The 23,779-nt window shown below is 62.1% G+C and carries 22 protein-coding genes; 15 read left to right on the top strand and 7 right to left on the bottom strand.

Annotated features, from left to right (window positions below):
* The 4 genes from ACF8FB_RS10835 to dksA all read right to left on the bottom strand — a co-directional run bounded on the left by ACF8FB_RS10835 (nucleotide 1) and on the right by dksA (nucleotide 4,778).
* A complete protein-coding gene (locus tag ACF8FB_RS10835; protein WP_010955345.1) occupies nucleotides 1-2,976 on the bottom strand; it encodes a sensor histidine kinase in 2,976 nt (991 codons plus the stop codon).
* A complete protein-coding gene (locus tag ACF8FB_RS10830; protein WP_003250005.1) occupies nucleotides 2,960-3,136 on the bottom strand; it encodes a hypothetical protein in 177 nt (58 codons plus the stop codon). Before ACF8FB_RS10830 ends, ACF8FB_RS10835 begins: the two co-directional genes overlap by 17 nt.
* Before the next feature lie 244 nt (nucleotides 3,137-3,380).
* Nucleotides 3,381-4,268: a tRNA glutamyl-Q(34) synthetase GluQRS gene (gluQRS, locus tag ACF8FB_RS10825; protein WP_033730627.1), complete on the bottom strand. Its 888-nt coding sequence runs from the start codon at nucleotides 4,266-4,268 to the stop codon at nucleotides 3,381-3,383.
* A 63-nt stretch (nucleotides 4,269-4,331) separates the two neighbouring features.
* Nucleotides 4,332-4,778, bottom strand: coding sequence for an RNA polymerase-binding protein DksA (gene dksA / locus ACF8FB_RS10820; protein ID WP_392510318.1), 447 nt, complete (start codon nucleotides 4,776-4,778; stop codon nucleotides 4,332-4,334).
* Between the two features lie 210 nt (nucleotides 4,779-4,988).
* On the opposite strand from dksA, the gene ACF8FB_RS10815 reads away from it, so the two are divergent.
* Both ACF8FB_RS10815 and sfsA read left to right on the top strand, forming a co-directional pair.
* Nucleotides 4,989-6,161: a pyridoxal phosphate-dependent aminotransferase gene (locus tag ACF8FB_RS10815; RefSeq protein WP_392510317.1), complete on the top strand. Its 1,173-nt coding sequence runs from the start codon at nucleotides 4,989-4,991 to the stop codon at nucleotides 6,159-6,161.
* A complete protein-coding gene (sfsA, locus tag ACF8FB_RS10810) occupies nucleotides 6,161-6,874 on the top strand; it encodes a DNA/RNA nuclease SfsA (RefSeq protein WP_004575787.1) in 714 nt (237 codons plus the stop codon). The genes ACF8FB_RS10815 and sfsA overlap by 1 nt, the downstream gene beginning before the upstream one ends.
* On the opposite strand, the gene ACF8FB_RS10805 is transcribed toward sfsA, so the two are convergent.
* Entirely contained in the window at nucleotides 6,837-7,181 is a 345-nt protein-coding gene (locus tag ACF8FB_RS10805) for a Rieske (2Fe-2S) protein (RefSeq protein ID WP_010955342.1), read from the bottom strand. The two genes, sfsA and ACF8FB_RS10805, sit on opposite strands and share 38 nt — an antisense overlap.
* A 148-nt stretch (nucleotides 7,182-7,329) precedes the next feature.
* Here ACF8FB_RS10805 and ACF8FB_RS10800 point away from each other — a divergent pair, with 148 nt between their 5' ends.
* From ACF8FB_RS10800 to ACF8FB_RS10785, 4 genes are all read left to right on the top strand, one after another.
* Nucleotides 7,330-8,214, top strand: coding sequence for a hemin ABC transporter substrate-binding protein (locus tag ACF8FB_RS10800; protein ID WP_392511329.1), 885 nt, complete (start codon nucleotides 7,330-7,332; stop codon nucleotides 8,212-8,214).
* 50 nt (nucleotides 8,215-8,264) lie between these two features.
* Nucleotides 8,265-9,248 carry an iron ABC transporter permease gene (locus ACF8FB_RS10795; protein ID WP_162490572.1) on the top strand — a complete coding sequence of 328 codons (984 nt, stop codon included), beginning with the start codon at nucleotides 8,265-8,267 and terminating at the stop codon, nucleotides 9,246-9,248.
* A complete protein-coding gene (locus tag ACF8FB_RS10790) occupies nucleotides 9,248-10,015 on the top strand; it encodes a heme ABC transporter ATP-binding protein (protein ID WP_392511328.1) in 768 nt (255 codons plus the stop codon). Before ACF8FB_RS10795 ends, ACF8FB_RS10790 begins: the two co-directional genes overlap by 1 nt.
* A gap of 102 nt (nucleotides 10,016-10,117) precedes the next feature.
* Nucleotides 10,118-11,002: a ChaN family lipoprotein gene (locus ACF8FB_RS10785; protein WP_392510314.1), complete on the top strand. Its 885-nt coding sequence runs from the start codon at nucleotides 10,118-10,120 to the stop codon at nucleotides 11,000-11,002.
* A gap of 156 nt (nucleotides 11,003-11,158) precedes the next feature.
* On the opposite strand, the gene ACF8FB_RS10780 is transcribed toward ACF8FB_RS10785, so the two are convergent.
* Both ACF8FB_RS10780 and ACF8FB_RS10775 read right to left on the bottom strand, forming a co-directional pair.
* Nucleotides 11,159-11,461: a TfoX/Sxy family protein gene (locus tag ACF8FB_RS10780; RefSeq protein ID WP_392511327.1), complete on the bottom strand. Its 303-nt coding sequence runs from the start codon at nucleotides 11,459-11,461 to the stop codon at nucleotides 11,159-11,161.
* A gap of 157 nt (nucleotides 11,462-11,618) precedes the next feature.
* On the bottom strand, nucleotides 11,619-13,181 hold the full coding sequence (locus ACF8FB_RS10775) for an AAA family ATPase (RefSeq protein WP_392511326.1): 1,563 nt from the start codon (nucleotides 13,179-13,181) through the stop codon (nucleotides 11,619-11,621).
* Nucleotides 13,182-13,296: 115 nt separating this feature from the next.
* On the opposite strand from ACF8FB_RS10775, the gene mrcB reads away from it, so the two are divergent.
* The 9 genes from mrcB (at nucleotide 13,297) to msrQ (ending at nucleotide 23,171) form a co-directional block, all read left to right on the top strand.
* Nucleotides 13,297-15,618 carry a penicillin-binding protein 1B gene (mrcB, locus tag ACF8FB_RS10770; RefSeq protein ID WP_392511325.1) on the top strand — a complete coding sequence of 774 codons (2,322 nt, stop codon included), beginning with the start codon at nucleotides 13,297-13,299 and terminating at the stop codon, nucleotides 15,616-15,618.
* A 15-nt stretch (nucleotides 15,619-15,633) separates the two neighbouring features.
* Nucleotides 15,634-16,434, top strand: coding sequence for a M48 family metallopeptidase (locus ACF8FB_RS10765; RefSeq protein WP_010955334.1), 801 nt, complete (start codon nucleotides 15,634-15,636; stop codon nucleotides 16,432-16,434).
* Nucleotides 16,434-16,766, top strand: coding sequence for a YqcC family protein (locus ACF8FB_RS10760; RefSeq protein WP_003250034.1), 333 nt, complete (start codon nucleotides 16,434-16,436; stop codon nucleotides 16,764-16,766). The genes ACF8FB_RS10765 and ACF8FB_RS10760 overlap by 1 nt, the downstream gene beginning before the upstream one ends.
* 408 nt (nucleotides 16,767-17,174) lie before the next feature.
* The gene (locus ACF8FB_RS10755) at nucleotides 17,175-18,899 is read left to right on the top strand and encodes an acetolactate synthase 3 large subunit (protein ID WP_392511324.1); all 1,725 of its coding nucleotides are present in this window, start codon (nucleotides 17,175-17,177) and stop codon (nucleotides 18,897-18,899) included.
* A 1-nt stretch (nucleotide 18,900) separates the two neighbouring features.
* Nucleotides 18,901-19,392, top strand: coding sequence for an acetolactate synthase small subunit (gene ilvN, locus ACF8FB_RS10750; protein WP_003250040.1), 492 nt, complete (start codon nucleotides 18,901-18,903; stop codon nucleotides 19,390-19,392).
* Nucleotides 19,393-19,448: 56 nt separating this feature from the next.
* Nucleotides 19,449-20,465: a ketol-acid reductoisomerase gene (ilvC, locus tag ACF8FB_RS10745; protein WP_003250043.1), complete on the top strand. Its 1,017-nt coding sequence runs from the start codon at nucleotides 19,449-19,451 to the stop codon at nucleotides 20,463-20,465.
* 150 nt (nucleotides 20,466-20,615) lie between these two features.
* Nucleotides 20,616-21,467, top strand: coding sequence for a CDP-diacylglycerol--serine O-phosphatidyltransferase (pssA, locus tag ACF8FB_RS10740; protein WP_003250045.1), 852 nt, complete (start codon nucleotides 20,616-20,618; stop codon nucleotides 21,465-21,467).
* 79 nt (nucleotides 21,468-21,546) lie between these two features.
* Nucleotides 21,547-22,560, top strand: a complete 1,014-nt coding sequence (gene msrP / locus ACF8FB_RS10735; protein WP_003250049.1) for a protein-methionine-sulfoxide reductase catalytic subunit MsrP — start codon at nucleotides 21,547-21,549, stop codon at nucleotides 22,558-22,560.
* On the top strand, nucleotides 22,560-23,171 hold the full coding sequence (gene msrQ / locus ACF8FB_RS10730) for a protein-methionine-sulfoxide reductase heme-binding subunit MsrQ (RefSeq protein WP_020192767.1): 612 nt from the start codon (nucleotides 22,560-22,562) through the stop codon (nucleotides 23,169-23,171). The genes msrP and msrQ overlap by 1 nt, the downstream gene beginning before the upstream one ends.
* Nucleotides 23,172-23,779: the final 608 nt, after the last annotated feature.

The raw sequence follows: 23,779 nt of genomic DNA, 5'->3' as shown, positions 1-23,779 counted from the left end.
TCAATTCTCTCGACGGTCTCGAATTTCAGGGGACGTCGCTACGACATGCCGGGGCAGGGTCACGCGGATCCGGGTGCCACGTTGCCGTTCGATATCGGCCGGGCTGTCGATGGTGATTTGCCCATAATGCTCTTCCACGATGGAATAGACCAGAGCGAGCCCCAGTCCGGTTCCTTCGCCCGGGTCCTTGGTGGTGAAGAAGGGTTCGAACAGGCGGTCCATGATGTTCTTCGGAATCCCGCTGCCTTCGTCTTCGACGATCAGGTCGACGGTGTGCTCGTTAACCTCGCTGCGCACGCGCACGGCGCTGCCGGGCGGCGAGGCATCGCGGGCGTTGGAGAGCAGGTTGATCAGCACCTGGGCCAGGCGCTGCGGGTCACCTTCGGCCCAATGGTCCGGGTCGCAAAGGTTGAAGAACTGTACTTCGAAATTGCGCCGGTTCAACGCCAGCAGACCGATGGCATCTTGTGCCACTTCAGCCAGGCACACGGGCTCCTCGCTGTTCTGGTGGCTGCCGCCGGCATGGGCGAAGCTCATCAGCGACTGGACGATGCGCGATACGCGCTTGGTCTGGTCAAGGATCTGGCTGGACAACTCGATGATTTCGCCATCGTCTTCGCGTTCCTCGCGCAGGTTTTGCGCCAGGCAGGCGATGCCGGTGATCGGGTTGCCGATCTCGTGGGCCACGCCGGCGGCCAGGCGGCCGATGCTGGCCAGGCGCTCGGAGTGCACCAGCTTGTCTTCCAGTGCCTGGGTTTCGGTAAGGTCTTCCACCAGCAGTACCAGCCCGCTGTTACCGGGGGCCAGTGGCTCGTCGATGGCTGCCTTGTGCAGGTTCAGCCAGCGCGGCTGGCCGTCCAGCGCCAGGCGCTGCTTGTGCAGGTGCTCGTCGGGCACGTTGATGAAGCCTTGCAGCAGGCCGCGCCAAGGCTCGTCGATGGTGACCAGGCGCGAGCCGACCACATGCTTGGCGGCGATGCCGGTGAGCTCTTCCATGGCCTTGTTCCACATCAGGATTTCCTGGTCCTTGGCCAGCGAGCAGACGCCCATGGGCAACTCCTGCAGGGTCTGGCGATGGTAGCGGCGCAAGGCATCGAGCTCGGCGGCCAGCCCGGTCAGGCGCGAGTGGTAGTCTTCCAGGCGGCTTTCGATGAAGTGGATGTCTTCGGTCACGTAGTTTTCGTTACCGGACTTGTACGGCAGGAAAGTCTCGACCATGTCCTGGGCCACGCTCGGCCCCATCAGGCCGGACAGGTTGGCTTCGATGCGGTCGCGCAGGCGGCGCAGGGCATAGGGGCGGCGTTCGTCGAACGGCAGGTAGAGGTCGCGCAGTGCTTGCTCGACTTCCTTTTGCGCGGCCTTGGCGCCCAGCGGCTTGGCCAGCTGGGTGGCGAATTCCTGCGGCGAGGCGGCGTGCAGCTCGCGGCGCTGCGGACGGCGCACGTTATCCACGGCACAGGCTTCGGCCGCGCTGACCTCTTCGGTACTGGCGTTGGTGAACAGTGAGATCAGGGTGAACAGCAGCACGTTGGCCGCCAACGAGGCGATGGCTGCCATGTGCCAGCTGGTGTCGTCCAGCACATAGATCATGTCCAGCAGCGGGATGTAGAAGCCCTGCAAGTTGCCGAGAAGCGGCAGCAGCATGGTCACCATCCACACCAGGGTGCCGGCCAGCAGCCCGGCGATGAAACCGCGGCGGTTGGCGGTTGGCCAGTAGAGTACCGACAGCACCCCAGGCAGGAACTGCAAGGTGGCGACGAAGGCGACGATGCCCAGGTTGGCCAGGCTCTGGTGGTAGTTCTGGCTCAGGTAGAACATGAAGCCGGCGGTGATGATGGCGACGATCAGTGCACGGCGGGTCCACTTAAGCCAACGGTAGATGTTGCCCTCGGCCGGCGGCTGGTAAAGCGGCAGCACCAGGTGGTTCAGGGCCATGCCCGACAGCGCCAGGGTGGTGACGATGATCAGGCCGCTGGCTGCCGACAGGCCACCAATGTAGGCCAGCAGTGCCAATGCCTGGTTGTTGGCGGCGATGCCCAGGCCCAGGGTGAAGTACTCGGGGTTGGTGCTGGCGCCCAGGCGCAGGCCGGCCCACAGCACCAGCGGCACGGCAAGACTCATCAGCAGCAGGAACAGCGGCAAGCCCCAGCTGGCGCTGACCAGCGAGCGCGGGTTGAGGTTTTCGGTAAAGGCCATGTGGTACATGTGCGGCATGACGATGGCCGAGGCGAAGAACACCAGCAGCAGGGTGCGCCATGGGCCTTCCTGCAGGGGGGTGTGCAGGGCGGCAAGGGCGGTCTGGTTCTGCAACAGCCAGACTTCCAGCTCGTGCGGGCCGCCGAATACGCCATACAAGGCATACAGGCCGATGCCGCCCAAGGCCAGCAGCTTGATCACCGACTCGAAGGCGATGGCGAATACCAACCCCTCATGTTTCTCGCGCGTGGCGATGTGCCGCGAGCCGAAGAAGATGGTGAACAGAATGATCAGCGTGCAAAAGGCAAAGGCCACCCGGGCCTTGACCGGTTCACCGGTAAGGATGCTGATCGAATCGGCCACCGCCTGGATCTGCAGGGCCAGCAACGGGAGCACGCCAATCAGCATGATGATGGTGGTCAAGGCCCCGGCCCAGGTACTGCGGAAGCGGAAGGCCAGCAGGTCGGCCAGCGATGACAGCTGATAGGTGCGGGTGATCTTGAGGATCGGGTAGAGCAGCACCGGCGCCAGCAGGAATGCGCCAGACACCCCCAGGTAACAGGCAAGGAAACCGTAGCCGTACTGGTAGGCCAGGCCAACCGAGCCATAGAAGGCCCAGGCACTGGCGTAAACGCCCAGCGACAGGGTGTAGGTAAGTGGGTGGCGAATGATCGAGCGCGGGATCAGCCCGCGCTCGCTGATCCAGGCCACGCCGAACAGCACCATGAGGTACCCGGCGCTGATCAGGATCATCTGGGTCAGGCTAAAGCTCATCGGCATCTCTTTGGCTCTGCAGGATGAAGGTGACGACGATCAGGATCAGCCAGAGCAGGTAGGGGCGGTACCAGGCTCCGGTCGGTTCGATCCACCAGTCCATGATGGCCGGGGAGAACAGGTAGATCCCCACGACCAGAAGCAGGACCAAACGATAGATGTACATGCTGGCCTCGATGGTTGGGCGCTACGGGCTTGAACTTATTATTGGCGCAAATGGCAGGGGGGATGCTAGCGGGAATCCACAGCGTTCGCCAAGGGTTTGAATTTACTGGGCTTTTGTTTTTAGGGGGGCTTTACCTGTGCCGGCCCTTTCGCGGGCATGCCCGCTCCCACAGGTAGACCACAGGCCTTGAAGGCGGCGTGGTTCCTGTGGGCGCGGGCGCACCCGCGAAGAGGCCGGTAAAGGTTCAGCGCAAATCAGCCTCTGGCACCGTGGTCCGCTGCGCGATGGCTTCCGGCCGCCATTGCGTGCGCGCGACTGCCAGCACCTCTGCCGGCGTCGCCAACAGCAGTTCCGGGTCTGTCTCCTGCCCCAGCGCCCGCAATGCCCGCAGCAGCAGGGGGGTAGCATGCTCCGCCTGCAGTGGCGGTGAACGGTACGACTTGCCCAGCTTGTGCCCATCCGGCTGCACGATCAGCGGAATATGCAGGTAACGCGGCTGTGAGAAGCCCAGCAACTCCTGCAGGTACAGCTGGCGCGGGGTGTTGTCGAGCAGGTCGGCACCCCGCACGATGTCGGTAACACCCTGCCAGGCATCGTCCAGCACCACGGCCAGCTGGTAGGCGTACAACCCGTCACGACGCTGGATGACGAAGTCGCCCACCTCACGCCCCAGGTGTTGCTGGTACTCACCCTGCACTCGGTCGGTAAAGCGGTAGATCAGCTCCGGCACCCGCAAGCGGATGGCTGCCCCTTCACGGGCATGCCCGGCGTTGCGGCAAAAGCCTGGGTAGATGCCGTTGTAGCTTTCCAGCTGCTTGCGAGAGCAGGTGCATGCGTACGCCAGGCCCATGTTGAACAGGCGGTCTACCACGGCAGCATAGGCATCGTGGCGCTGGCTCTGGAATACCACCTCGCCATCCCAGTGCAGACCGTAACGTTCCAGCGTCTGGAGGATGGCATCGCGGGCGCCGGGCATCTCCCGGGGCGGGTCGGTGTCTTCCATGCGCAGCAGCCAGCGGCCGTTGACGGCGCGGGCATCGAGCCAGGAGGCGAGGGCGGCGACCAGCGAGCCGAAGTGCAGGAAGCCGCTGGGGGTGGGGGCGAAGCGCCCGATGTAGCTGGAGTCGGTCATGGTCAGGCTGGGCATATAAATGAAACGGGGCGCATGATGCGCCCCGTTCAGGTGGAAGAAAGATCAGCCTTTGCCGACCGTTTTTTCCTTTTTCTCGGCAATTTCCTTGCAGTCGAAGCACAGGTCGGCGGTAGGGCGGGCTTCCAGGCGGCGCAAGCCGATCTCGATGCCGCACGACTCGCACCAGCCGTACTCTTCGTCCTGAATCTTCTGCAGGGTTTTATCGATTTTCTTGATCAACTTGCGCTCGCGGTCGCGGTTGCGCAGTTCGAGGGCGAATTCCTCTTCCTGGGATGCGCGGTCTGCGGGATCTGCAAAGTTGGCTGCTTCTTCTTTCATATGGTCAACGGTCTTGTCGACGCCGACCATCAGCTCTTGCTTCCAGCCAGCGAGGATCTTGGTGAAGTGCTTGCGCATGGGCTCACCCATGTACTCCTCACCCTCGGTCTCCTGATAGGGTGCAACCCCATAAAGATTCTGGTTGGCTTTTTGCTTTTCTAGGGTGGACATGAATAGACCGCCTCTCACTCATCTGATCCAATGCGCAGGATGCTCCATCTCCGGCGACCGCCGGCCCTGCGACTGCGAGCCGCCGAACTTACCAGATAGATCGGGGGTGCGCTACCCCGCCCGATCCTGCTAGTTGACACCGGCCTGAGCGGTACGTTCGGTGGTGTGCAGAGGTAGAATCTCCAGTTTAGACCCAATTGAGAGAAGGTCATGGCCCAACCCTACAGTGCGCGCAGCCGCGCCATCGAACCTTTCCACGTCATGGCACTGCTGGCCCGGGCCAACGAGCTGCAGGCGGCCGGGCACGACGTGATCCACCTGGAAATCGGCGAGCCGGACTTCACCACGGCCGCACCCATCGTCGCGGCCGGCCAGGCCGCGCTGGCCGCCGGGCACACTCGCTACACCGCCGCACGCGGTCTGCCGGCACTGCGTGAGGCAATTGCCGGGTTTTATGGGCAGCGCTATGGCCTGAACATCGACCCGGAACGCATCCTTATTACCCCAGGTGGCTCCGGCGCGCTGCTGCTGGCCAGCAGCCTGCTGGTGGACCCGGGCAAGCACTGGCTGCTGGCCGATCCGGGTTACCCGTGCAATCGCCACTTCCTGCGCCTGGTCGAGGGCGGGGCCCAATTGGTGCCGGTGGGCCCGGATGTGAACTATCAGCTGACTGCCGACCTGGTTGAGCGCTACTGGGACATGGACACCGTCGGAGCCCTGGTCGCTTCGCCGGCCAACCCGACCGGTACCGTGCTGGGGCGCGAGGCGTTGGCCTGCCTGGCCAGAACCACCCATGAGCGGCATGGCCATCTGGTCGTGGACGAGATCTACCACGGCCTTACCTATGGCATGGACGCGCCGAGCGTGCTGGAAGTCGACGACTCGGCATTCGTCCTGAATAGTTTTTCCAAGTATTTCGGCATGACCGGTTGGCGCCTTGGCTGGCTGGTGGCCCCGCCCGGCGCGGTCGCCGACCTGGAGAAACTGGCGCAGAACCTGTACATCAGTGCGCCGAGCATGGCGCAGCATGCCGCGCTGGCCTGTTTCCAGCCCGAGGCGCTGGCCATTTTCGAGGAGCGCCGCGCCGAATTCGCCCGCCGTCGCGACTACCTGCTGCCCGCCCTTCGTGAACTGGGCTTCCGCATTGCCGTCGAGCCGCAAGGTGCGTTCTACCTGTATGCCGATATCAGCGCTTTTGGGGGGGACGCGTTTGCATTCTGCCGGCACTTCCTGGAAACCCAGCACGTGGCGTTCACGCCGGGCCTGGACTTCGGTCGCCACCTGGCCGGGCACCATGTGCGCTTCGCTTACACCCAGAGCCTGCCGCGCCTGGAAGAAGCGGTGCAGCGTATTGCCCGTGGCCTGCAGAGCTGGCAAGGCTGATGCGTTTCTCTCCTTCACTCGAGCAGGGCCGCCTGTTGCGTCGCTACAAGCGCTTTTTGGCCGATATCGAACTGGCCAGCGGCGAGCAGATGACTATCCACTGCCCGAATACCGGCTCCATGCTCAACTGCATGCGTGAAGGTGGGCAGGTGTGGTTCAGCCGCTCCAACGACCCCAAGCGCAAGCTGCCAGGGACCTGGGAAATCAGCGAAACCCCCCAGGGGCGGTTGGCCTGCGTGAATACCGGGCGGGCCAATGCGTTGGTCGAAGAGGCCCTGCGCGCCGGCACAATCACTGAACTGGCCGGTTTCACTGCACTCAAGCGCGAAGTGGCCTATGGCGAGGAAGGCAGCCGTATCGACTTTCGCCTGGAATTCGAGGGTGCCCCGGCCTATGTCGAGGTCAAGAGTGTGACGCTGGGCTACCCCGACACTGCAGTTGCGGCCTTCCCTGATGCGGTGACTCAACGCGGTGCGAAACACCTGCGTGAGCTGGCAAAGCTGGCCCGGCAGGGCGTGCGGGCCGTGCAGCTGTATTGCGTGAACCTGACCGGTATCGACGCTGTGCGCCCGGCTGAAGAAATCGATACGGCCTACGCCCAGGCGCTGCGCGCTGCCGTAGCGGACGGGGTGGAGGTGCTGGCCTATGGCACTCGGCTGGACGCCGAGGGTATCGTCATCGATCGCCGCTTGCCGGTGCTGCTGACCCCTTGAACCAGATGCCCTGGCTGTCTTCGTGGCAGCCCAGGGGCTGCAGCTGCTCCCCCTCACAGGGGCCTGCCACGCATTCGCCGCTTTCTATCAGGAACAGGGCTCCGTGATGGGCGCAGTGGATGAGGCTGGCGCTGTCATCCAGAAACGCGTCCTCTGCCCAGTTCAGCGGGATGTCCCGGTGCGGGCAGCGGTTGCGGTACAGGTACACCTGGCCTTGGCGACGCACGCCGAACAGTTCGAGGCCGTCTACGCTGAAGGCGCGGCTTTGGCCCTCGGCCAGGCCGAGGGATGTACAAAGGAAGTGCATGGCAAGGATGACCCGTGAAACACGCGATGGCTTGACGCTCCAATGCGAATAATTATCAAATTGATCGCATTCTCTGCGCCCGGCTGCCTATGGTGCGCAGTTCCGCCGCTCGCCACAAGGCGTGTAGCCCGTCTTCAGAAGGAACCCGATGATGCGCCGTCCAGCTGCTTTTCTCGCTCTGTGTGCAGGCCTTGTGCTCTCTACCCAAGCCTTGGCAGCCGAGCTGCCGCAACGCTGGGTCAGCGCGGGTGGCGCCTTGAGCGAGTGGATAACCGCATTGGGAGGTGAAGGGCACCTGGTCGGTGTGGACACTACCAGTCAGCACCCGGCCTCGTTGAAAGCCTTGCCCAGTGTGGGTTATCAGCGGCAACTGTCGGCCGAAGGCATCCTCAGCCTGCGCCCGGATGTGCTGGTGGGCACCGAGGAAATGGGGCCGCCACCGGTACTGGCGCAAATCCGCAAGGCCGGCGTGCGGGTCGAGTTGTTCTCCAGCAAGGCCGAGCTGCCGGCAGTGGATGAAAACCTCAGGCACCTGGGGCAGTTGCTCGGTGCAGAGCAGCAAGCGTCCGCGCTTGCTGCGGACTACCGCCAGCGGCTTGATGCGTTGCAGGCCAACGTCAAGCTGGCCCAGGCCGGGCAGCAGGCTCCCGGGGTGTTGCTGCTGGTCGGCCATGCCGGGGCCAAGCCGCTGATCGCCGGGCAAGGCACTGCCGGTGACTGGCTGCTGGACCAGGCGGGTGGGCGTAACCTGGCCGCGCACCCAGGCTACAAGAACTTCTCCAACGAAGCCTTGGCGGCGCTTGACCCGGATGTGATCGTGTTTTCCGACCGGGCGCTGGCCGATGAGCAGGCCTTGCAGGCGCTGTTGAAAGAAAACCCCGCGCTGGCTGCCTCGCGGGCCGTGCGTGAGAAACGCCTGGTCTCACTGGACCCGACGCTGCTGGTCGGCGGGCTCGGGCCTCGGCTACCGGCGACCTTGCAGTCGCTGGCAGCCACCTTCTACCCGGCTGCCCAGGCCAGCTTCGCACGATGAAACAACGGGTCCAGTCACGTACGTTGTTCATTAGCCTGAGCCTGCTGTGCCTGTTGGCAATCTGGCTGTCACTGGCGCTGGGGCCAGTCAGCCTGCCGATGTTCGATACGCTGCGCGCTGGCCTGCGCCTGTTGGGGCTGCCCGTTTCCGAAGATGGCCTGCAGCAGGCCGAGATGATCCTTGGTCAGATCCGCCTGCCGCGCACCCTGTTGGGGTTGGCGGTGGGCGCGGTGCTGGCGCTGTCCGGGGTGGCCATGCAGGGGCTGTTCCGCAACCCGCTGGCCGACCCCGGGCTGGTAGGGGTTGCCGCCGGCGCCGCAGTGGGGGCAGCGGTTGCCATTGTCGGCGGCGCCTGGTTTGGCGGCATGCCGGATGCTTTCGCGCCTTATCTGCTGTCGTTCTGCGCGTTTGTCGGCGGGCTTGGGGTAACTGCGCTGGTCTACCGCCTGGGGCGCCGCGATGGCCAGACCAACGTCGCCACGATGCTATTGGCTGGCGTGGCCATGACCGCGCTAGGTGGCGCGGCCGTGGGGCTGTTCTCTTACCTGGCCGATGATGCCACCTTGCGCACGCTGACGTTCTGGAACCTTGGCAGCCTCAATGGCGCCAGCTATGAGCGGCTGTGGCCATTGTTGCTGGTGGCGACAGGGGTAGCGGTGTGGTTGCCGCGCCGGGCCAAGGCACTGAATGCCCTGTTGCTGGGGGAGTCGGAGGCGCGCCACCTGGGCGTTGACGTGGAGCGGCTCAAGCGTGAATTGGTGTTCTGCACGGCGCTGGGGGTGGGGGCGGCAGTGGCCGCAGCCGGGTTGATCGGCTTCATTGGCCTGGTAGTGCCGCACCTGGTTCGCCTGCTGGCCGGGCCCGATCACCGTGTGGTGCTGCCAGCCTCGCTGCTGGCCGGCGGTGTGCTGATGTTGTTCGCCGACCTGGCGGCGCGGCTGCTGCTGGCGCCTGCCGAGCTGCCGATTGGTATCGTCACGGCCTTCATCGGTGCGCCGTTCTTCCTGTTCCTGCTGATGCGAGGGCGCGGCTGATGTTGCAAGTCGAGGGCCTGTATCTGTGCAGGGCCAGCAATGAGGTGCTGCACGACATTCACCTGCAGTTGCCTCCGGGGCAGGTCGTGGGTGTGCTTGGCCCAAACGGTGCCGGCAAGAGCAGCCTGCTGAGTGTGCTGTGCGGTGAACTGGCGCCCGACCGCGGGCGGGTAACGCTGCAGGGCCGCCCCCTGGCCGATTGGGCCGGGCAGGAACGGGCAAGGCGCCTGGCAGTGTTGCCACAGGTGTCCAGTTTGGGTTTCTCGTTTCGGGTGGAGGAAGTGGTGGGCATGGGGCGCATGCCTCATGGCACCGGTCAGCGGCGCGATGCGGAAATTGTCGAAGCGGCGTTGCGGGCGGCAGATGCCTGGCACCTGGTGGCGCGCAGTTACCTGGCGCTTTCCGGTGGCGAGCGGCAACGGGTGCACCTGGCCCGCGTGCTGGCGCAGCTATGGCCGGGCGAGGAGGGCAGCACGTTGCTGCTCGACGAACCGACCTCGATGCTCGACCCGCTGCATCAGCACACCACCCTGGAAGCCGTACGCCGTTTCGCCGACTGCGGTGCTGCAGTGTTGGTGATCCTGCATGACCTGAACCTGGCGGCGCGTTACTGTGACCGTATCCTGTTGCTGGAACAGGGGCGCTGCCACGCGTTTGCCACGCCCGAAGCGGCACTGACCCCAGCGGCCCTGAAGGCGGTGTACGGTATCGACGTACTGGTGCAGGCGCACCCCGAGCGTGGGCATCCGCTGATCATCACCCGTTGATTCTCGAACCGTGCACGGCCTTTGTGGAAGCGACCTTGTCTTGCGACCGGCCCGCCCCCGGTGCAGGCCATTTAAAGTGTGGATGACATGGAGTAACTGCCGATGCGACACCCGCTGCTGTCCGGTTTCTCGCTGTGCCTGGTACTGGCGATAGGCGGCTGTCAGGCCAGCCTGCCGCCGTTACCCGCCTGGCAGAGCAGTGAAGGTCGCACGCATGCCGAGCTGGGAACGATTGTCGACCTGTCCAATGAGCAGGTCATAAGCCCTGAAACGCTGGTGCAGCGCCTGGCTGATGCACCCCGAGTGCTTGTCGGCGAGAAGCATGACAACCCTGACCATCACGCGCTGCAACTGTGGCTGCTGCGCGCTCTTCAAGGCCAGCGCACTCAGGGCAGCCTGTTGCTGGAGATGCTGCAGCCCAGCCAGCAATCGCGGGTGGACAAGCTGGTGGGGCAGCCTTTGCCGGAAGACTTGCCCAAGGCACTGGCCTGGCAGGAGGGCTGGGATTGGCAGTTGTACGGGCCGATTGTCACCGAAGCCTTGCAGCATCGGGTGACGTTGCTGGCCGCCAACCTTTCGCCCGCCGAGATGCGTCAGGCCTATCGACAGCCGGCGCCGGTGCCGGGCGAAAAGTCCAATGCACCCGCGGTAAAGGCTGCCTTGCTGGAACAGGTGCGCGCCGGGCATTGCGGGATGCTGCCGGAAAACCAGTTACCGGCGATGCTGGCCGTTCAGCAGCAGCGCGACCGGCGCATGGCCGAGCGCTTGCAGGCGGCACCGCAGCCGGCGCTGCTGTTTGCCGGGGCTTACCATGTGCGCAAGGACCTGGGCATACCCTTGCATCTGGCTGACCTGGGGGTGTCGGGGGAGAGCAAGGTTTTGCTGCTGGCTGAGGTGGGCGAGCGAGTCGAGCCTGGCGAGGCTGATTATGTGTGGTACACGGCGGCGATGCCGGAGCAGGATTATTGTGCGCAGCTGCGGCGTTGATCCTGAAAAAGCACAGGCAAAAAAAAGACCCGGCAAATTGCCGGGTCAATAACCGTGATTAGCCTGATGAGGAGATAATCTGAGAGTCCGAACCAGGGGCTCTTAGCTTATCCAACCAGTCTCGCGACCAGTTGTGATAATCATAACAATTCTCATTTAGACGTCAATCCCTTTATCCCGATTATTTGGTTTTTTTTGCGTAGGGTTTTTCGCGTCCAATTGTTGATTGAGTGCTTCCTTGCGTTCGAGCGGCAAATCGTTCCAGTGCATGTCCAGCAGGGCGCCTTCAATGGCATACAACAGCACCTTCGATGCACGGAACCCTCGTGTCTTCACGGCCTGGTACGCACCCACCGCGCCCAGGCGGCGCAAATCCGATGCACTGTGGATGCCGGCTGCATGCAGCCACTGCGCAGACGTCTTGCCAAGGTTCTTCAGGTGCTGCAATTCATCGTTCATCGAGCCTCCTTGCGATGGCTGAACGGGAATGGGGGATAAATCGCGAGCAGGTCTGAGAGGAGTGTAGCGGGCGTTGGGAAATATGCGGCTTTTTGCCATCGGGTGATGAGCGGCCTGTGCCTGCCCCTTCGCGGGCAGGCACAGAAAGATGACGAACTTACAGGCCAGGCAACCGCTGGCGAATCTGCTCGATCACCTGATCCATGCTGCCGGCAGCCTGGGTATCGACGCGGGTGCTGTGCACCAGCTCCTGCGCATCCAGCGCCTCACGGCTGGCCTGCTGGGCCTTGATCACCTCCAGCGTGGCATCCGACGGGTCGCTGTTTTCTGCCTGGCGCTGCTCCAGCCAACTGGCGATGACCGCCTCTGGCGCGTGGCAGTCGAGGATGAGGAACGGCACGCCGGTCTGGCTGGCAACGTCTGCCGCAGCCTGACGCTGCTCACGCTTGAGGTAGGTGGCGTCCAGCACCACCGGGAAGCCGGCGCGCAGCACGGTCGCTGCCACCTCGTGCAGGCGCTGATAGGTGGCTGCGCTGGCGTCCTGGTCGTATATGCCCGTACTCAGCTGGCCGGCGTCGGCCTGCTGTTGTTCGCCGAACAGGCGCTTGCGCTCTACGTCCGAACGCACGCGCACTGCACCCAAGGCCTCGACCAGGCGCATGGCCACGTGACTTTTGCCCACCGCCGAAACACCATGGGTGATGGCCAGCAGGCGCGAGGGGATGGCGCTGTAGCTTTCGGCCAGGTTGGCGTAGTTGCGGTAGGTGCGCAGGGTGGTGGCACGCTGCACGCCATTAGCGTCGGCCGGCATGCTGAACAGTGCGACCTTGGCCCGCACCAGCGCGCGGTAGGCTTTGTAGAAGTTGAGCAGTTCCAGGCCTTCGTAGTCCCCTGTCAGTTCCAGGTACTGGCTGATGAATCGCCGGGCCAGGCACTTCAGGCCGCGGTCTTCCAGGTCCATGGCCAGGAAGGCGGTGTCGGCGTAGACGTCAGTCAGTCGGAAAGGCTCGTTGAATTCGATGCAATCGAAAATCACTACCCTGCCATCGATCAAGGTGGCATTGCCCAGGTGAATGTCACCGTGGCACTCACGGATGAAGCCATTGGCCTTGCGCTTTTCCAGCAGCCCTTGCAGGCGCTCAAAGCTGCTGCGGGCCCAGGCCTGCAGGGCGTCAAGTTGCTGCAGATCGGCTTTGTCGCTGAGGAATGGGCGAATCTGCTCGAAGTTCTGCTCCACCGGGGCCATCACGCTGTCTGGCGTGCCCAGCGGGTGCTCCATCGGCACACGCGGAGCCTGAAGGTGAAAATCGGCAATCTGTCGGGCCATCTGGTCGATGTGCGTGGCGTTCAGTTCGCCATTGGCTTGCAGGGTGTTGAGCATCTGGCCCTGGGGGAACTGGCGCATCTTCAGCACATACTCGATGGCTTCACCTTCGCCACCGATCTGCGGTGCGTCGACGCTACCGGTGATCGGCAACACTTCCAGGTACAGGCCTTCGGTCAGGCGTTGGTTCAGGCGCAATTCTTCGTTACAGAAATGCTGGCGCTGGTCCAGTCCGGTGAAGTCCAGGAAGCCGAAATTCATCGGTTTCTTGATCTTGTAGGCGTATTCGCCAGTGAGCAGGACCCAGGAGATATGCGTCTCGATGAGCTGAAACCCCTCCACGGGGTGAGGGTACAGGGCAGGGTTCTGCAACGCAGTAATAAGAGCTTGGCTCACGGCAAATCCTTCCGGGGCAAGGGAATTCGAATGCGCCATTATGGTCAATGGTGCCGTCCCTGCCTACCGCCGGGCCGTCTGCCCAGCCTTTATAAAGTGCGTATAATCCGCCGCCATGACCCGAACCCGAAATCCCCGCACCCCTCAGAAACGCCCGACCGGCCGCTCCCGCGCCTGGCTGGGCTGGGCTTTGAAGCTCAGCCTGGTTGGCCTGGTGATCGTCGCCGGCTTCGCGGTTTACCTCGATGCCGTCGTCCAGGAAAAGTTCTCCGGCAAGCGCTGGACCATCCCGGCCAAGGTGTATGCCCGACCGCTGGAGCTGTTCACCGGCCAGAAGTTGAGCAAGAACGACTTCCTCACCGAGCTCGATGCGCTCGGCTACCGTCGCGAAAGCGCGGCCAACGGCCCGGGCGCTGCGTCCGTCAACGGCAATACCGTCGACCTCAATACCCGTGGCTTCCAGTTCTACGAGGGCATGGAACCGGCGCAGTTCGTCCGCGTGCGCTTCTCTGGCGATTACGTTGCGGGCCTTTCCGGTGCCAACGGCAAGGCGCTTGACGTGGTGCGGCTGGAGCCGCTGATGATCGGCGGCATCTATCCGAAAAATCTCGAAGACCGCATCCTGATCAAGATCGATCAGGTACCCAAATATCTGCTCGAAACCCTGGTGGCAACGGAGGACCGCGAGTTCTACAGCCACTTCGGCGTGTCGCCAAAGTCCATCGTCCGGGCCATGTGGGTCAACACGTCGTCCGGCTCGATGCGCCAGGGTGGCAGTACCCTGACCCAGCAGTTGGTGAAGAACTTCTACCTCAGCAGCGAGCGCAGCCTCAGCCGCAAGCTGACCGAGGCGATGATGGCGGTCCTGCTCGAACTGCACTACGACAAACGCGAAATCCTTGAGGCCTACCTCAACGAGGTGTTCGTCGGCCAGGACGGTCAGCGCGCGGTGCACGGCTTTGGTCTGGCTAGCCAGTTCTTCTTCAGCCAGCCGCTGTCCGAGCTGAAACTGCATCAGATTGCCCTGCTGGTGGGTATGGTCAAAGGCCCGTCCTACTACAACCCGCGGCGTCATCCCGAGCGGGCCCTGGCTCGCCGCAACCTGGTGCTCGACCTGGTGGCCGAACAGGGCGTGGCCAGCCAGGCAGAAGTCGATGCGGCGAAGAAAATGCCGCTGGGCGTGACCAAGCGTGGCAGCCTGGCCGACAGCTCGTTCCCGGCCTTCCTCGACCTGGTCAAGCGACAGTTGCGCCAGGATTACCGCGACGAGGACTTGACCGAAGAAGGCCTGCGCATCTTTACCAGCTTCGACCCTATCCTGCAGATGAAGGCCGAAACCTCGATGAGCGAGACCTTCAAGCGCCTGGCGGGCCGCAAGGGGGCAGACGATGTGGAAGCGGCGATGGTCGTGACCAACCCTGAGACCGGTGAAGTACAGGCGCTGATCGGTAGCCGCCAGGCAGGCTTCGCCGGCTTCAACCGAGCCATCGATGCTGTGCGGCCGATCGGCTCGTTGGTCAAGCCGTCGGTATACCTTACTGCGCTGGAGCAGCCGAGCAAGTACACCCTGACCAGTTGGGTGCAGGACGAGCCATTTTCGGTCAAGGGCGCTGACGGCCAGGTCTGGCGCCCGCAAAACTATGACCGCCGCCCGCATGGCACGATCTACCTGTACCAGGGGCTGGCCAACTCCTACAACCTGTCGACCGCCAAGCTCGGCCTGGAAGTGGGTGTGCCGAATGTGATCAAGACCATTGGTCGCTTGGGCGTGAATGTCGACTGGCCTGCGTTCCCGGCCATGTTGCTGGGGGCAGGTGGCATGTCGCCGATGCAGGTGGCAACCATGTATCAGACCATCGCCAACGGCGGCTTCAACACGCCGATGCGCGGCATCCGCAGCGTGCTCACCGCCGAGGGCGAGCCGCTCAAGCGCTACCCGTTCCAGATCCAGCAAACCTTCGACCCAGGTGCCATTTACCTGGTGCAGAACGCCATGCAACGCGTAATGCGCGAAGGTACAGGGCGCTCGGTGTACAACACCTTGCCACGCTCGCTGACCCTGGCGGGCAAGACCGGTACCAGTAACGACTCGCGTGACAGCTGGTTCTCCGGCTTCAGTCAGGATCTGCTGGCCGTGGTGTGGATGGGGCGTGACGATAACGGCAAGACACCGTTTACCGGCGCCACCGGCGCCTTGCAGGTGTGGACCAGCTTCATGAAGAAAGCCGACCCGCTGCCGCTGGATATGGCGCAACCGGATAACGTGGTGCAGGCCTGGATCGACCCTTACACAGGCCATGGGTCTGATGCCAGCTGTCCGGGAGCGGTGCAGATGCCGTATATTCGCGGGAGTGAGCCGCCGGCCGGCGCAACCTGTGGCGGCGAGCAGGACCCAGTCGAATCGGTAATGGACTGGGTCAAGGGCTGGATGAATTAAGCACAGGCTGCATTGATGAGGTGTGATGTGAACAAGTGGCTGTTTCCTGCCGTGACGGCGTTGGCTGTGCTCCAGGGGTGCTCCAGCGTCCCGCGTGGCAATATTCCGGTAGTCGATTCGAGCACCCGCGTGTCCAACAGCGAACGCGTGACGGCCAACCGCTCGGCGGGTGGCTATAACGCCGGCACCGCTCAGGCGCAGACGCTGCCGGAGGATTCCGGTGTCACCGTGATGATCCCGCAGGGCGCAGGCGCTTCGGGCATCCAGACGTTCCCGGCGTCCAATGGCGCCGCGCCGATCAGTACCTCGCCGATCACGCCAGGGCCGATCAGTACAGGGCCTGTCAGTTCGGCGCCGATGACCACCAATCCCAACCCGATTGCCGACGAACCATTCGACATCGCTGCGATGAACAGCACCCCGCAAAGCGCCAGTGCGCCAACCGGTATTCCGCGCAGCGCCGCCGCCGGTGGCCTGTCGGCCGACGAGCAGCTGGACGGTCCTGTGCTGGCACTGTTGACCACCGCGCAGACGCAGCAGGGCAGCGGCGACTTCAACGGTGCCGCTTCGAGCCTTGAACGTGCCCAGCGCATTGCTCCGCGTGAGCCGCAGGTGCTGTATCGCCTGGCCCAGGTGCGCCTTTCGCAAGGTGATGCAGCGCAGGCCGAGCAGTTGGCGCGCCGCGCCCTGACTTACGCCAACGGCCGCCCAAGCCTGCAGGCAGAGCTTTGGAACACGATCGCCCAGGCCCGTGAAAAGCAGGGTGACAGCGCTGGGGCTGCGCTGGCCCGGCAAAAGGCGCGGGTCAATTCGTGATGATCGAGCAACGCGTGCTGGATATTGCCGACCACCTGCTCTTGATCGAGCGCGAGCTGCAGGTGCAAGGTTGGTGGGATGACGAGCCGCCAAGCGACGAGGCACTGGCCAGTACGGTGCCGTTCGCCGTGGATACCCTCAGTTTTGAGCAGTGGCTGCAATGGATCTTCCTGCCCCGCATGAAGATCATCATCGAGCTGGGGCACCCGCTGCCCAATGCATCGAGCATCCTTGTCATGGCCGAAACCGTGTTTACCGACCGGCCGGAGCAAAGTCGTGAGCTACGCCGCCTGTTGGCAGCTTTTGATCAATTGATCGCTCCTTCCGCCTGATTTCTTCAGTTTTTCCGTCAAGGGCCGCAGATTGTGGCCCTTTTTTTTGGAAATCTTCTTAATTCTGCTGCTGAAGCGATTTTTAGTGGTGGCAGGAATTCATCTTGAGGAAAAATTGGCAATAATTTTTCTTGACTTGTTGGCGCCGAATCACAAGAATCCAACTTCCGCTGTAGAGGGACTGCCAGAAGCAGACCCGCTAAGCAGATCATGAGGTGCACACCCGCGCCGACCTGTTACACCCCGCAACGCGTTACCTCGCGCTGGGTGGGAAACCCCCGCAACACTCTGGGGATCTCCCAATACTTGCTCAGTCAGTGCTGACGTTCGCTCATGCTCTGCTTGGCAGTAAACCTATTAAGACCCGTCCAGTGAGGGCGGTATTCTGGCGTTTTAGAGGTGAACAACGTGGAGCTTTTATCTGGCGCTGAGATGGTCGTCCGCTTCTTGCGTGACGAAGGCGTTAAGCACATCTACGGGTACCCTGGTGGTGCTCTCCTGCATGTTTACGACGCACTGTTCAAAGAACCGGAAGTGGAACACATCCTGGTTCGTCACGAGCAGGCGGCCACCCATATGGCGGACGGCTACGCTCGCGCCACCGGCAAGGCCGGTGTGGTGCTGGTAACCTCCGGTCCTGGCGCGACCAATGCCATTACCGGCATTGCCACCGCCTACATGGACTCGATTCCGATGGTCATCCTGTCCGGCCAGGTGCCTAGCACCATGGTGGGCACCGATGCCTTCCAGGAAACCGACATGATCGGTATCTCGCGGCCGATCGTGAAGCACAGCTTCATGATCAAGAATCCGACCGAGATCCCTGAAGTTCTGAAAAAAGCTTTCTACCTGGCGCAATCCGGTCGTCCAGGTCCAGTCGTGGTCGACATTCCAAAAGATATGACCAACCCGGCTGAGAAGTTCGAATACGTCTACCCGAAAAAGGTCAAGCTGCGCTCCTACAGCCCGGCGGTCCGCGGTCACTCCGGCCAGATCCGCAAGGCTGCCGAGATGCTTCTGGCGGCCAAGCGCCCGGTCGTCTACTCCGGTGGCGGTGTGATCCTCGGCGGTGGCTCCGAAGCCCTGACTGAAATCGCCAAGTCGCTGAACCTGCCGGTCACCAATACCCTGATGGGGTTGGGTGGCTTCCCGGGTACCGACCGCCAGTTCCTCGGCATGCTCGGCATGCATGGCAGCTACACCGCCAACATGGCCATGCATCATGCCGATGTCATCTTTGCCGTCGGTGCGCGTTTCGACGACCGCGTTGTAAACGGCCCGGCCAAGTTCTGCCCGAACGCCAAGATCATTCACATCGACATCGACCCGGCGTCGATCTCGAAGATGATCAAGGCCGACGTGCCAATCGTCGGCCCGGTCGACAGCGTGCTCAGCGAAATGCTCGGCATCCTCAAGGAAATCGGCGAGCAGCCTGACAAAGCTTCGCTGGATGCCTGGTGGAAGCAGATTGACGAATGGCGTGGCAATGGCGAGTTGTTCCCTTACGACAAGGGCGATGGCAACGTCATCAAACCGCAAAAAGTCATCGAGACACTGTGCGAAGTGACCAATGGCGATGCCTTCGTCACTTCCGACGTGGGCCAGCACCAGATGTTTGCCGCGCAGTACTACCGCTTCAACAAGCCAAACCGCTGGATCAACTCCGGTGGCCTGGGCACCATGGGCTTCGGCTTCCCGGCGGCGATGGGCATCAAACTCAACTTCCCGGATCAGGACGTGGCCTGTGTGACCGGCGAAGGCAGCATCCAGATGAACATCCAGGAGCTGTCCACCTGCATGCAATACGGCCTGCCGGTGAAGATCGTCAACCTGAACAACGGTGTGTTGGGCATGGTCCGCCAGTGGCAGGACATGGCCTACAACGGTCGTCACTCGCACTCGTACGTCGAGTCGCTGCCTGACTTCATCAAGCTGGCCGAGGCCTATGGCCATGTGGGTATCCGCATCACCAGCCTGAAGGACCTCAAGCCGAAGCTGGAAGAAGCGTTTGCGATGAAGGACCGTCTGGTGTTCATCGACATCGCGGTTGACCGCAGTGAGCACGTCTATCCGATGCAGATCAAGGATGGCTCGATGCGTGACATGTGGCTGAGCAAGACGGAGCGTACCTGATATGCGGCACATCATTTCCCTGCTGCTGGAAAACGAACCAGGTGCGTTGTCCCGCGTGGTCGGCCTGTTCTCCCAGCGCAACTACAACATTGAAAGCCTGACTGTAGCGCCAACCGAAGACCCGACCCTGTCGCGTCTGACGCTGACCACCGTTGGCCATGACGAAGTGATCGAACAGATCACCAAGAACCTGAACAAGCTGGTCGAAGTGGTCAAGCTTGTCGACCTGTCGGAAAGCGCTCACATCGAGCGTGAACTGATGTTGGTCAAGGTCAAGGCCACCGGTGCCCAGCGTGCCGAGATCAAGCGCACCACGGATATCTTCCGTGGCCAGATCGTCGACGTGACCGCCAGCGTGTACACCGTGCAGCTGAGCGGTACCAGCGACAAACTGGACAGCTTCATCCAGGCGATCGGCACTGCATCGATTCTGGAAACCGTGCGCAGCGGCGTTACCGGCATTGCCCGTGGCGACAAAGTGCTCAGCATCTAAATCCAAAAAATTAGCGATGGCTCCGCAGGGGCCGAGATATAACCAGGGGTATTTTCATGAAAGTTTTCTACGATAAAGACTGCGACCTTTCCATCATCCAGGGTAAGAAAGTCGCCATCATCGGTTACGGCTCCCAGGGCCACGCTCAGGCGTGCAACCTGAAAGACTCCGGTGTAGACGTTACCGTCGGTCTGCGTAAAGGTTCGGCTACCGTTGCCAAGGCTGAAGCCCACGGCCTGAAAGTTGCCGACGTTGCTACCGCTGTCGCTGCGGCTGACCTGGTCATGATCCTGACCCCGGACGAGTTCCAGGGCGCTCTGTACAAGAACGAAATCGAGCCGAACATCAAGAAGGGCGCTACCCTGGCCTTCTCTCACGGCTTCTCGATCCACTACAACCAGGTTGTTCCGCGTGCCGACCTCGACGTGATCATGATCGCGCCGAAAGCCCCGGGCCACACCGTTCGCTCCGAGTTCGTCAAAGGCGGCGGCATCCCTGACCTGATCGCTATCTACCAGGACGCTTCCGGCAACGCCAAGAACGTCGCACTGTCCTACGCTTCGGGCGTAGGTGGTGGTCGTACCGGTATCATCGAAACCACCTTCAAGGACGAAACCGAAACCGACCTGTTCGGTGAGCAGGCTGTTCTGTGTGGCGGTACCGTCGAGCTGGTCAAAGCCGGTTTCGAAACCCTGGTCGAAGCTGGCTACGCGCCGGAAATGGCCTACTTCGAGTGCCTGCACGAGCTGAAGCTGATCGTAGACCTCATGTACGAAGGCGGCATCGCCAACATGAACTACTCGATCTCCAACAACGCCGAATACGGTGAGTACGTCACTGGCCCGGAAGTCATCAACGAAGAATCCCGCAAGGCCATGCGCAATGCCCTGAAGCGCATCCAGGACGGCGAGTACGCGAAGATGTTCATCTCCGAAGGTGCTACCAACTACCCATCGATGACCGCCAAGCGCCGCAACAACGCCGCTCACGGCATCGAAATCATCGGCGAGCAGCTGCGCTCGATGATGCCGTGGATCTCGGCTAACAAAATCGTCGACAAGACCAAGAACTAAGTCTTATCGAAAGATGAAAAACGCGGCTTCGGCCGCGTTTTTTCGTTCTGGCATCCAGCTTCTGGTATAAAGCAGACCAGTGGCTCGCTGTCAGAACCTGTTTCGCGGGCCCGTGTCGAACATTTTCCATCCTGTTGCAAGGTACCCTCCATGAGCGAACGTCCCGAAGAGCCGAACAAGCCCTCCGACGCCGAAAGCCTGCTACCTGTCGATGAGCACGTTGAAGAAGGGCATGACGCCGAAGGCCGCAAGGTGCGCCACCGCGGCATCTACCTGTTGCCCAACCTGTTTACCACCGCCAACCTGTTTGCCGGTTTCTATTCCATCATCAGCTCGATGAGCGCACAGAGCGCCCTGAGTGCCGGCGACCCGCGCGAGGCGAGCAAGTACTTCGCTTTTGCCGCTATCGCCATCTTCGTGGCCATGGTGCTCGACGGCCTGGACGGCCGCGTTGCGCGCATGACCAATACCCAGAGTGCCTTCGGTGCCGAGTATGACTCGCTGTCGGATATGGTCGCCTTCGGCGTGGCCCCGGCTTTGCTGGCCTTCGGCTGGGCGCTGGGTGACATGGGCAAGGTCGGCTGGATGGTTGCCTTCATCTATGTGGCCGGTGCCGCGTTGCGCCTGGCGCGCTTCAATACCCAGGTCGGTACCGCCGACAAGCGCTACTTCATCGGCCTGGCCAGCCCGGCTGCCGCCGGTGTGGTGGCAGGCACCGTATGGGCGTTCAGCGACTACGGCATCCAGGGCTCCAAGCTGTCGTTCCTGGTCGCGCTGCTGGTGGCTGCTGCTGGCATGCTGATGGTCAGCAACATCAAGTACAACAGTTTCAAGGAGCTGGACCTCAAGGGGCGCGTGCCGTTCGTGGCGATCCTGGCGGTGGTGCTGGTGTTTGCCGTCGTGTTCAGCGACCCGCCGCGTATCCTGCTGTTGATCTTCCTTGCCTATGCAGCATCGGGGCCGATCCAGTTCCTGCTGAAGGCGCGCCGTCGCAAAGCGTGAAAATCACTTAACGCTGGAATAACCTCACGGCTCCATAGTCTTACTGGTACATCCGTTACTCAGTGCTATGGAGCCGTTCATGCTTATCAAGCTTCCCAGGTCTTCCGAGTGCAAGGCGTCGGAGATCACCCCCGAAGGCATTTACCTTTCCCGTCGTACCCTGCTGGGTGGCTCATTGGCTGGCTTGGCGCTAGGCGCATTGCCGGGCGGGGTGGGCGCGGCGCAAATGTCGCGTTATGCCGATGTGCAGGCTGGGGCCGCGCCGGCCTGGTTCACTGACAAGCTCGCGGCCACGCGCTGGCAGGCGGTGACGGTGAAGGACGAGGCGATCACGCCGTTCAAGGATGCCACTCACTACAACAACTTCTACGAGTTCGGGCCCGACAAGGGCGACCCGGCGGCCAATGGCGACAGCCTGAAGACCGAACCGTGGTCCATTGTGGTGGATGGTGAGGTGGGCAAGCCCGGACGCTATGCACTGGAGGACTTCGTCAAACCCTATCAGCTTGAGGAGCGGATCTATCGGCTGCGCTGCGTTGAGGCGTGGTCGATGGTCATTCCGTGGCTGGGGTTCCCCTTGGCTCAGGTGCTCAAGCAGGTCGAGCCGACTTCCAGTGCGCGTTATGTGCGTTTCGAAACGCTGAAGGATCCGCAGCATATGCCTGGGCAGCGTTCTGGCTTCGCCTTGATCGACTGGCCTTATAGAGAAGGGTTGCGCCTGGATGAGGCGATGCACCCGTTGGCAATTCTCGCGGTGGGTATGTACGGCCGGGAACTGCCCAACCAGAACGGTGCGCCGTTGCGTTTGGTGGTGCCTTGGAAGTATGGCTTCAAGAGCATCAAGTCGATTGTGCGCATCAGCCTGGTAGCGGAGCAGCCCGGTACTACCTGGGAAGGGCTGGCGCCGGATGAATATGGTTTCTATGCCAATGTGAACCCGACAGTCGACCACCCGCGCTGGAGCCAGGCGCGCGAACGTCGTTTGCCCAGCGGGTTGTTCAGCCCCAACGTGCGGGAGACACAGATGTTCAATGGCTATGCCGATGAAGTGGCGTCGCTGTATACCGGGCTCGATCTGCGGAAGAACTACTGATGCGTTACCCCTGGTTTCGCTTGGCCATCTTCATCGTAGGCTGCCTGTTCCCGGTGTGGTGGCTATATGAAGCGGCGATGAACCTGCTGGGGCCTGATCCCGGGAAGATCATGATGGATCGCCTTGGGCTTGGGGCGCTTACCTTCTTGTTGGTGACCTTGAGCATGACCCCACTGCAGAAGCTGACGGGCTGGTCTGGCTGGATCGTGGTTCGCCGGCAGCTGGGGTTGTGGGTGTTCGCTTATATAGTGCTGCACATCCTCTGTTACCTGTTCTTTATTCTTGGGCTGGATTGGGGGCAGTTGGCGGTGGAGCTGCGCAAGCGGCCCTACATTATCGTGGGGGCGCTGGGGTTCCTGGGTTTGCTGGTGCTGGCGGTCACCTCGAACCGGTATAGCCAACGGCGGCTTGGGGCGCGGTGGAAGAAGCTGCACAGGTTGGTGTATGCGGTGCTTGGGTTGGGCTTGCTGCATTTCCTTTGGATCGTGCGTTCCGACCTTCGGGAATGGGCGATCTATGCGTTTATTGGGGCTGTGTTGATGGTATTGCGGATACCTGCTGTTGCGCGGGCTCTTCCCAAGGTTGCCAGGAAGCAGGGTAGGGCGGTTTGAGAGTGGGGTGGGGCTGCCAAGGGCCTGTCTTGAGATCGCATTGCCTGTGGAAGGTGTCTGCCTTTGTTTCTCTGGAGTCTGTGAGATCGAGCGCCGCCCGCGCGGCGCATCGCGAGCAAGCTCGCTCCTACATTTGTTTCGGGCCAGTCCGTCCTGTGCCGGGCGCGCGCGACCGCCTTGTTTGTACAACGCGATATCGAGACAGGCACCAAGGCGTGCGCGCGCGAATCCCACAGGCATAACTGGCCCGAAACAAATGTAGGAGCGAGCTTGCTCGCGATGCGCCGCGCGGGCGGCGCTCGGTCTCACAGGCGCCAAATGCGTTGTGGCGAACACCTGGTAGCCTTGATACGGTCTTTTCCCCCTATATTTCACTTTCTTGAAATTAAAGGTTGACGCCCTCTCGAATCCCCTTATAATGCGCCCCACTTCCAGCGATAACGGAACGACAAACTCCTTGAAATTCAATGAGTTATACGATTCTGAAGGTGCTGTAAGGGCTACGATCGAATGATCGAAAGCGGTTGAGATGATGGTTGACAGCGCTTCCAAGTGCTGTATGATTCGCATCCCGCTACGAGAGGTCGCAGCGAGCCAAGTGTTTGAAG

It is taken from the genome of Pseudomonas sp. yb_2 (assembly GCF_043103905.1).
GTDB classification, from domain to species: Bacteria; Pseudomonadota; Gammaproteobacteria; order Pseudomonadales; family Pseudomonadaceae; genus Aquipseudomonas; species Aquipseudomonas alloputida.
The sequence above is the reverse complement of the archived record's forward strand: the minus strand, read 5'-3'. Positions and strand labels throughout refer to the sequence as shown.

What these genes read in the sequence shown, in the direction of transcription:
- ACF8FB_RS10835 (WP_010955345.1), bottom strand. Translation starts at nt 2,976, where the DNA reads ATGCCGATGAGCTTTAGCCTGACCCAGATGATCCTGATCAGCGCCGGG.
- ACF8FB_RS10830 (WP_003250005.1), bottom strand. Translation starts at nt 3,136, where the DNA reads ATGTACATCTATCGTTTGGTCCTGCTTCTGGTCGTGGGGATCTACCTG.
- gluQRS (WP_033730627.1), bottom strand. Translation starts at nt 4,268, where the DNA reads ATGACCGACTCCAGCTACATCGGGCGCTTCGCCCCCACCCCCAGCGGC.
- dksA (WP_392510318.1), bottom strand. Translation starts at nt 4,778, where the DNA reads ATGTCCACCCTAGAAAAGCAAAAAGCCAACCAGAATCTTTATGGGGTT.
- ACF8FB_RS10815 (WP_392510317.1), top strand. Translation starts at nt 4,989, where the DNA reads ATGGCCCAACCCTACAGTGCGCGCAGCCGCGCCATCGAACCTTTCCAC.
- sfsA (WP_004575787.1), top strand. Translation starts at nt 6,161, where the DNA reads ATGCGTTTCTCTCCTTCACTCGAGCAGGGCCGCCTGTTGCGTCGCTAC.
- ACF8FB_RS10805 (WP_010955342.1), bottom strand. Translation starts at nt 7,181, where the DNA reads ATGCACTTCCTTTGTACATCCCTCGGCCTGGCCGAGGGCCAAAGCCGC.
- ACF8FB_RS10800 (WP_392511329.1), top strand. Translation starts at nt 7,330, where the DNA reads ATGATGCGCCGTCCAGCTGCTTTTCTCGCTCTGTGTGCAGGCCTTGTG.
- ACF8FB_RS10790 (WP_392511328.1), top strand. Translation starts at nt 9,248, where the DNA reads ATGTTGCAAGTCGAGGGCCTGTATCTGTGCAGGGCCAGCAATGAGGTG.
- ACF8FB_RS10785 (WP_392510314.1), top strand. Translation starts at nt 10,118, where the DNA reads ATGCGACACCCGCTGCTGTCCGGTTTCTCGCTGTGCCTGGTACTGGCG.
- ACF8FB_RS10780 (WP_392511327.1), bottom strand. Translation starts at nt 11,461, where the DNA reads ATGAACGATGAATTGCAGCACCTGAAGAACCTTGGCAAGACGTCTGCG.
- mrcB (WP_392511325.1), top strand. Translation starts at nt 13,297, where the DNA reads ATGACCCGAACCCGAAATCCCCGCACCCCTCAGAAACGCCCGACCGGC.
- ACF8FB_RS10765 (WP_010955334.1), top strand. Translation starts at nt 15,634, where the DNA reads ATGAGGTGTGATGTGAACAAGTGGCTGTTTCCTGCCGTGACGGCGTTG.
- ACF8FB_RS10760 (WP_003250034.1), top strand. Translation starts at nt 16,434, where the DNA reads ATGATCGAGCAACGCGTGCTGGATATTGCCGACCACCTGCTCTTGATC.
- ilvN (WP_003250040.1), top strand. Translation starts at nt 18,901, where the DNA reads ATGCGGCACATCATTTCCCTGCTGCTGGAAAACGAACCAGGTGCGTTG.
- ilvC (WP_003250043.1), top strand. Translation starts at nt 19,449, where the DNA reads ATGAAAGTTTTCTACGATAAAGACTGCGACCTTTCCATCATCCAGGGT.
- pssA (WP_003250045.1), top strand. Translation starts at nt 20,616, where the DNA reads ATGAGCGAACGTCCCGAAGAGCCGAACAAGCCCTCCGACGCCGAAAGC.
- msrP (WP_003250049.1), top strand. Translation starts at nt 21,547, where the DNA reads ATGCTTATCAAGCTTCCCAGGTCTTCCGAGTGCAAGGCGTCGGAGATC.
- msrQ (WP_020192767.1), top strand. Translation starts at nt 22,560, where the DNA reads ATGCGTTACCCCTGGTTTCGCTTGGCCATCTTCATCGTAGGCTGCCTG.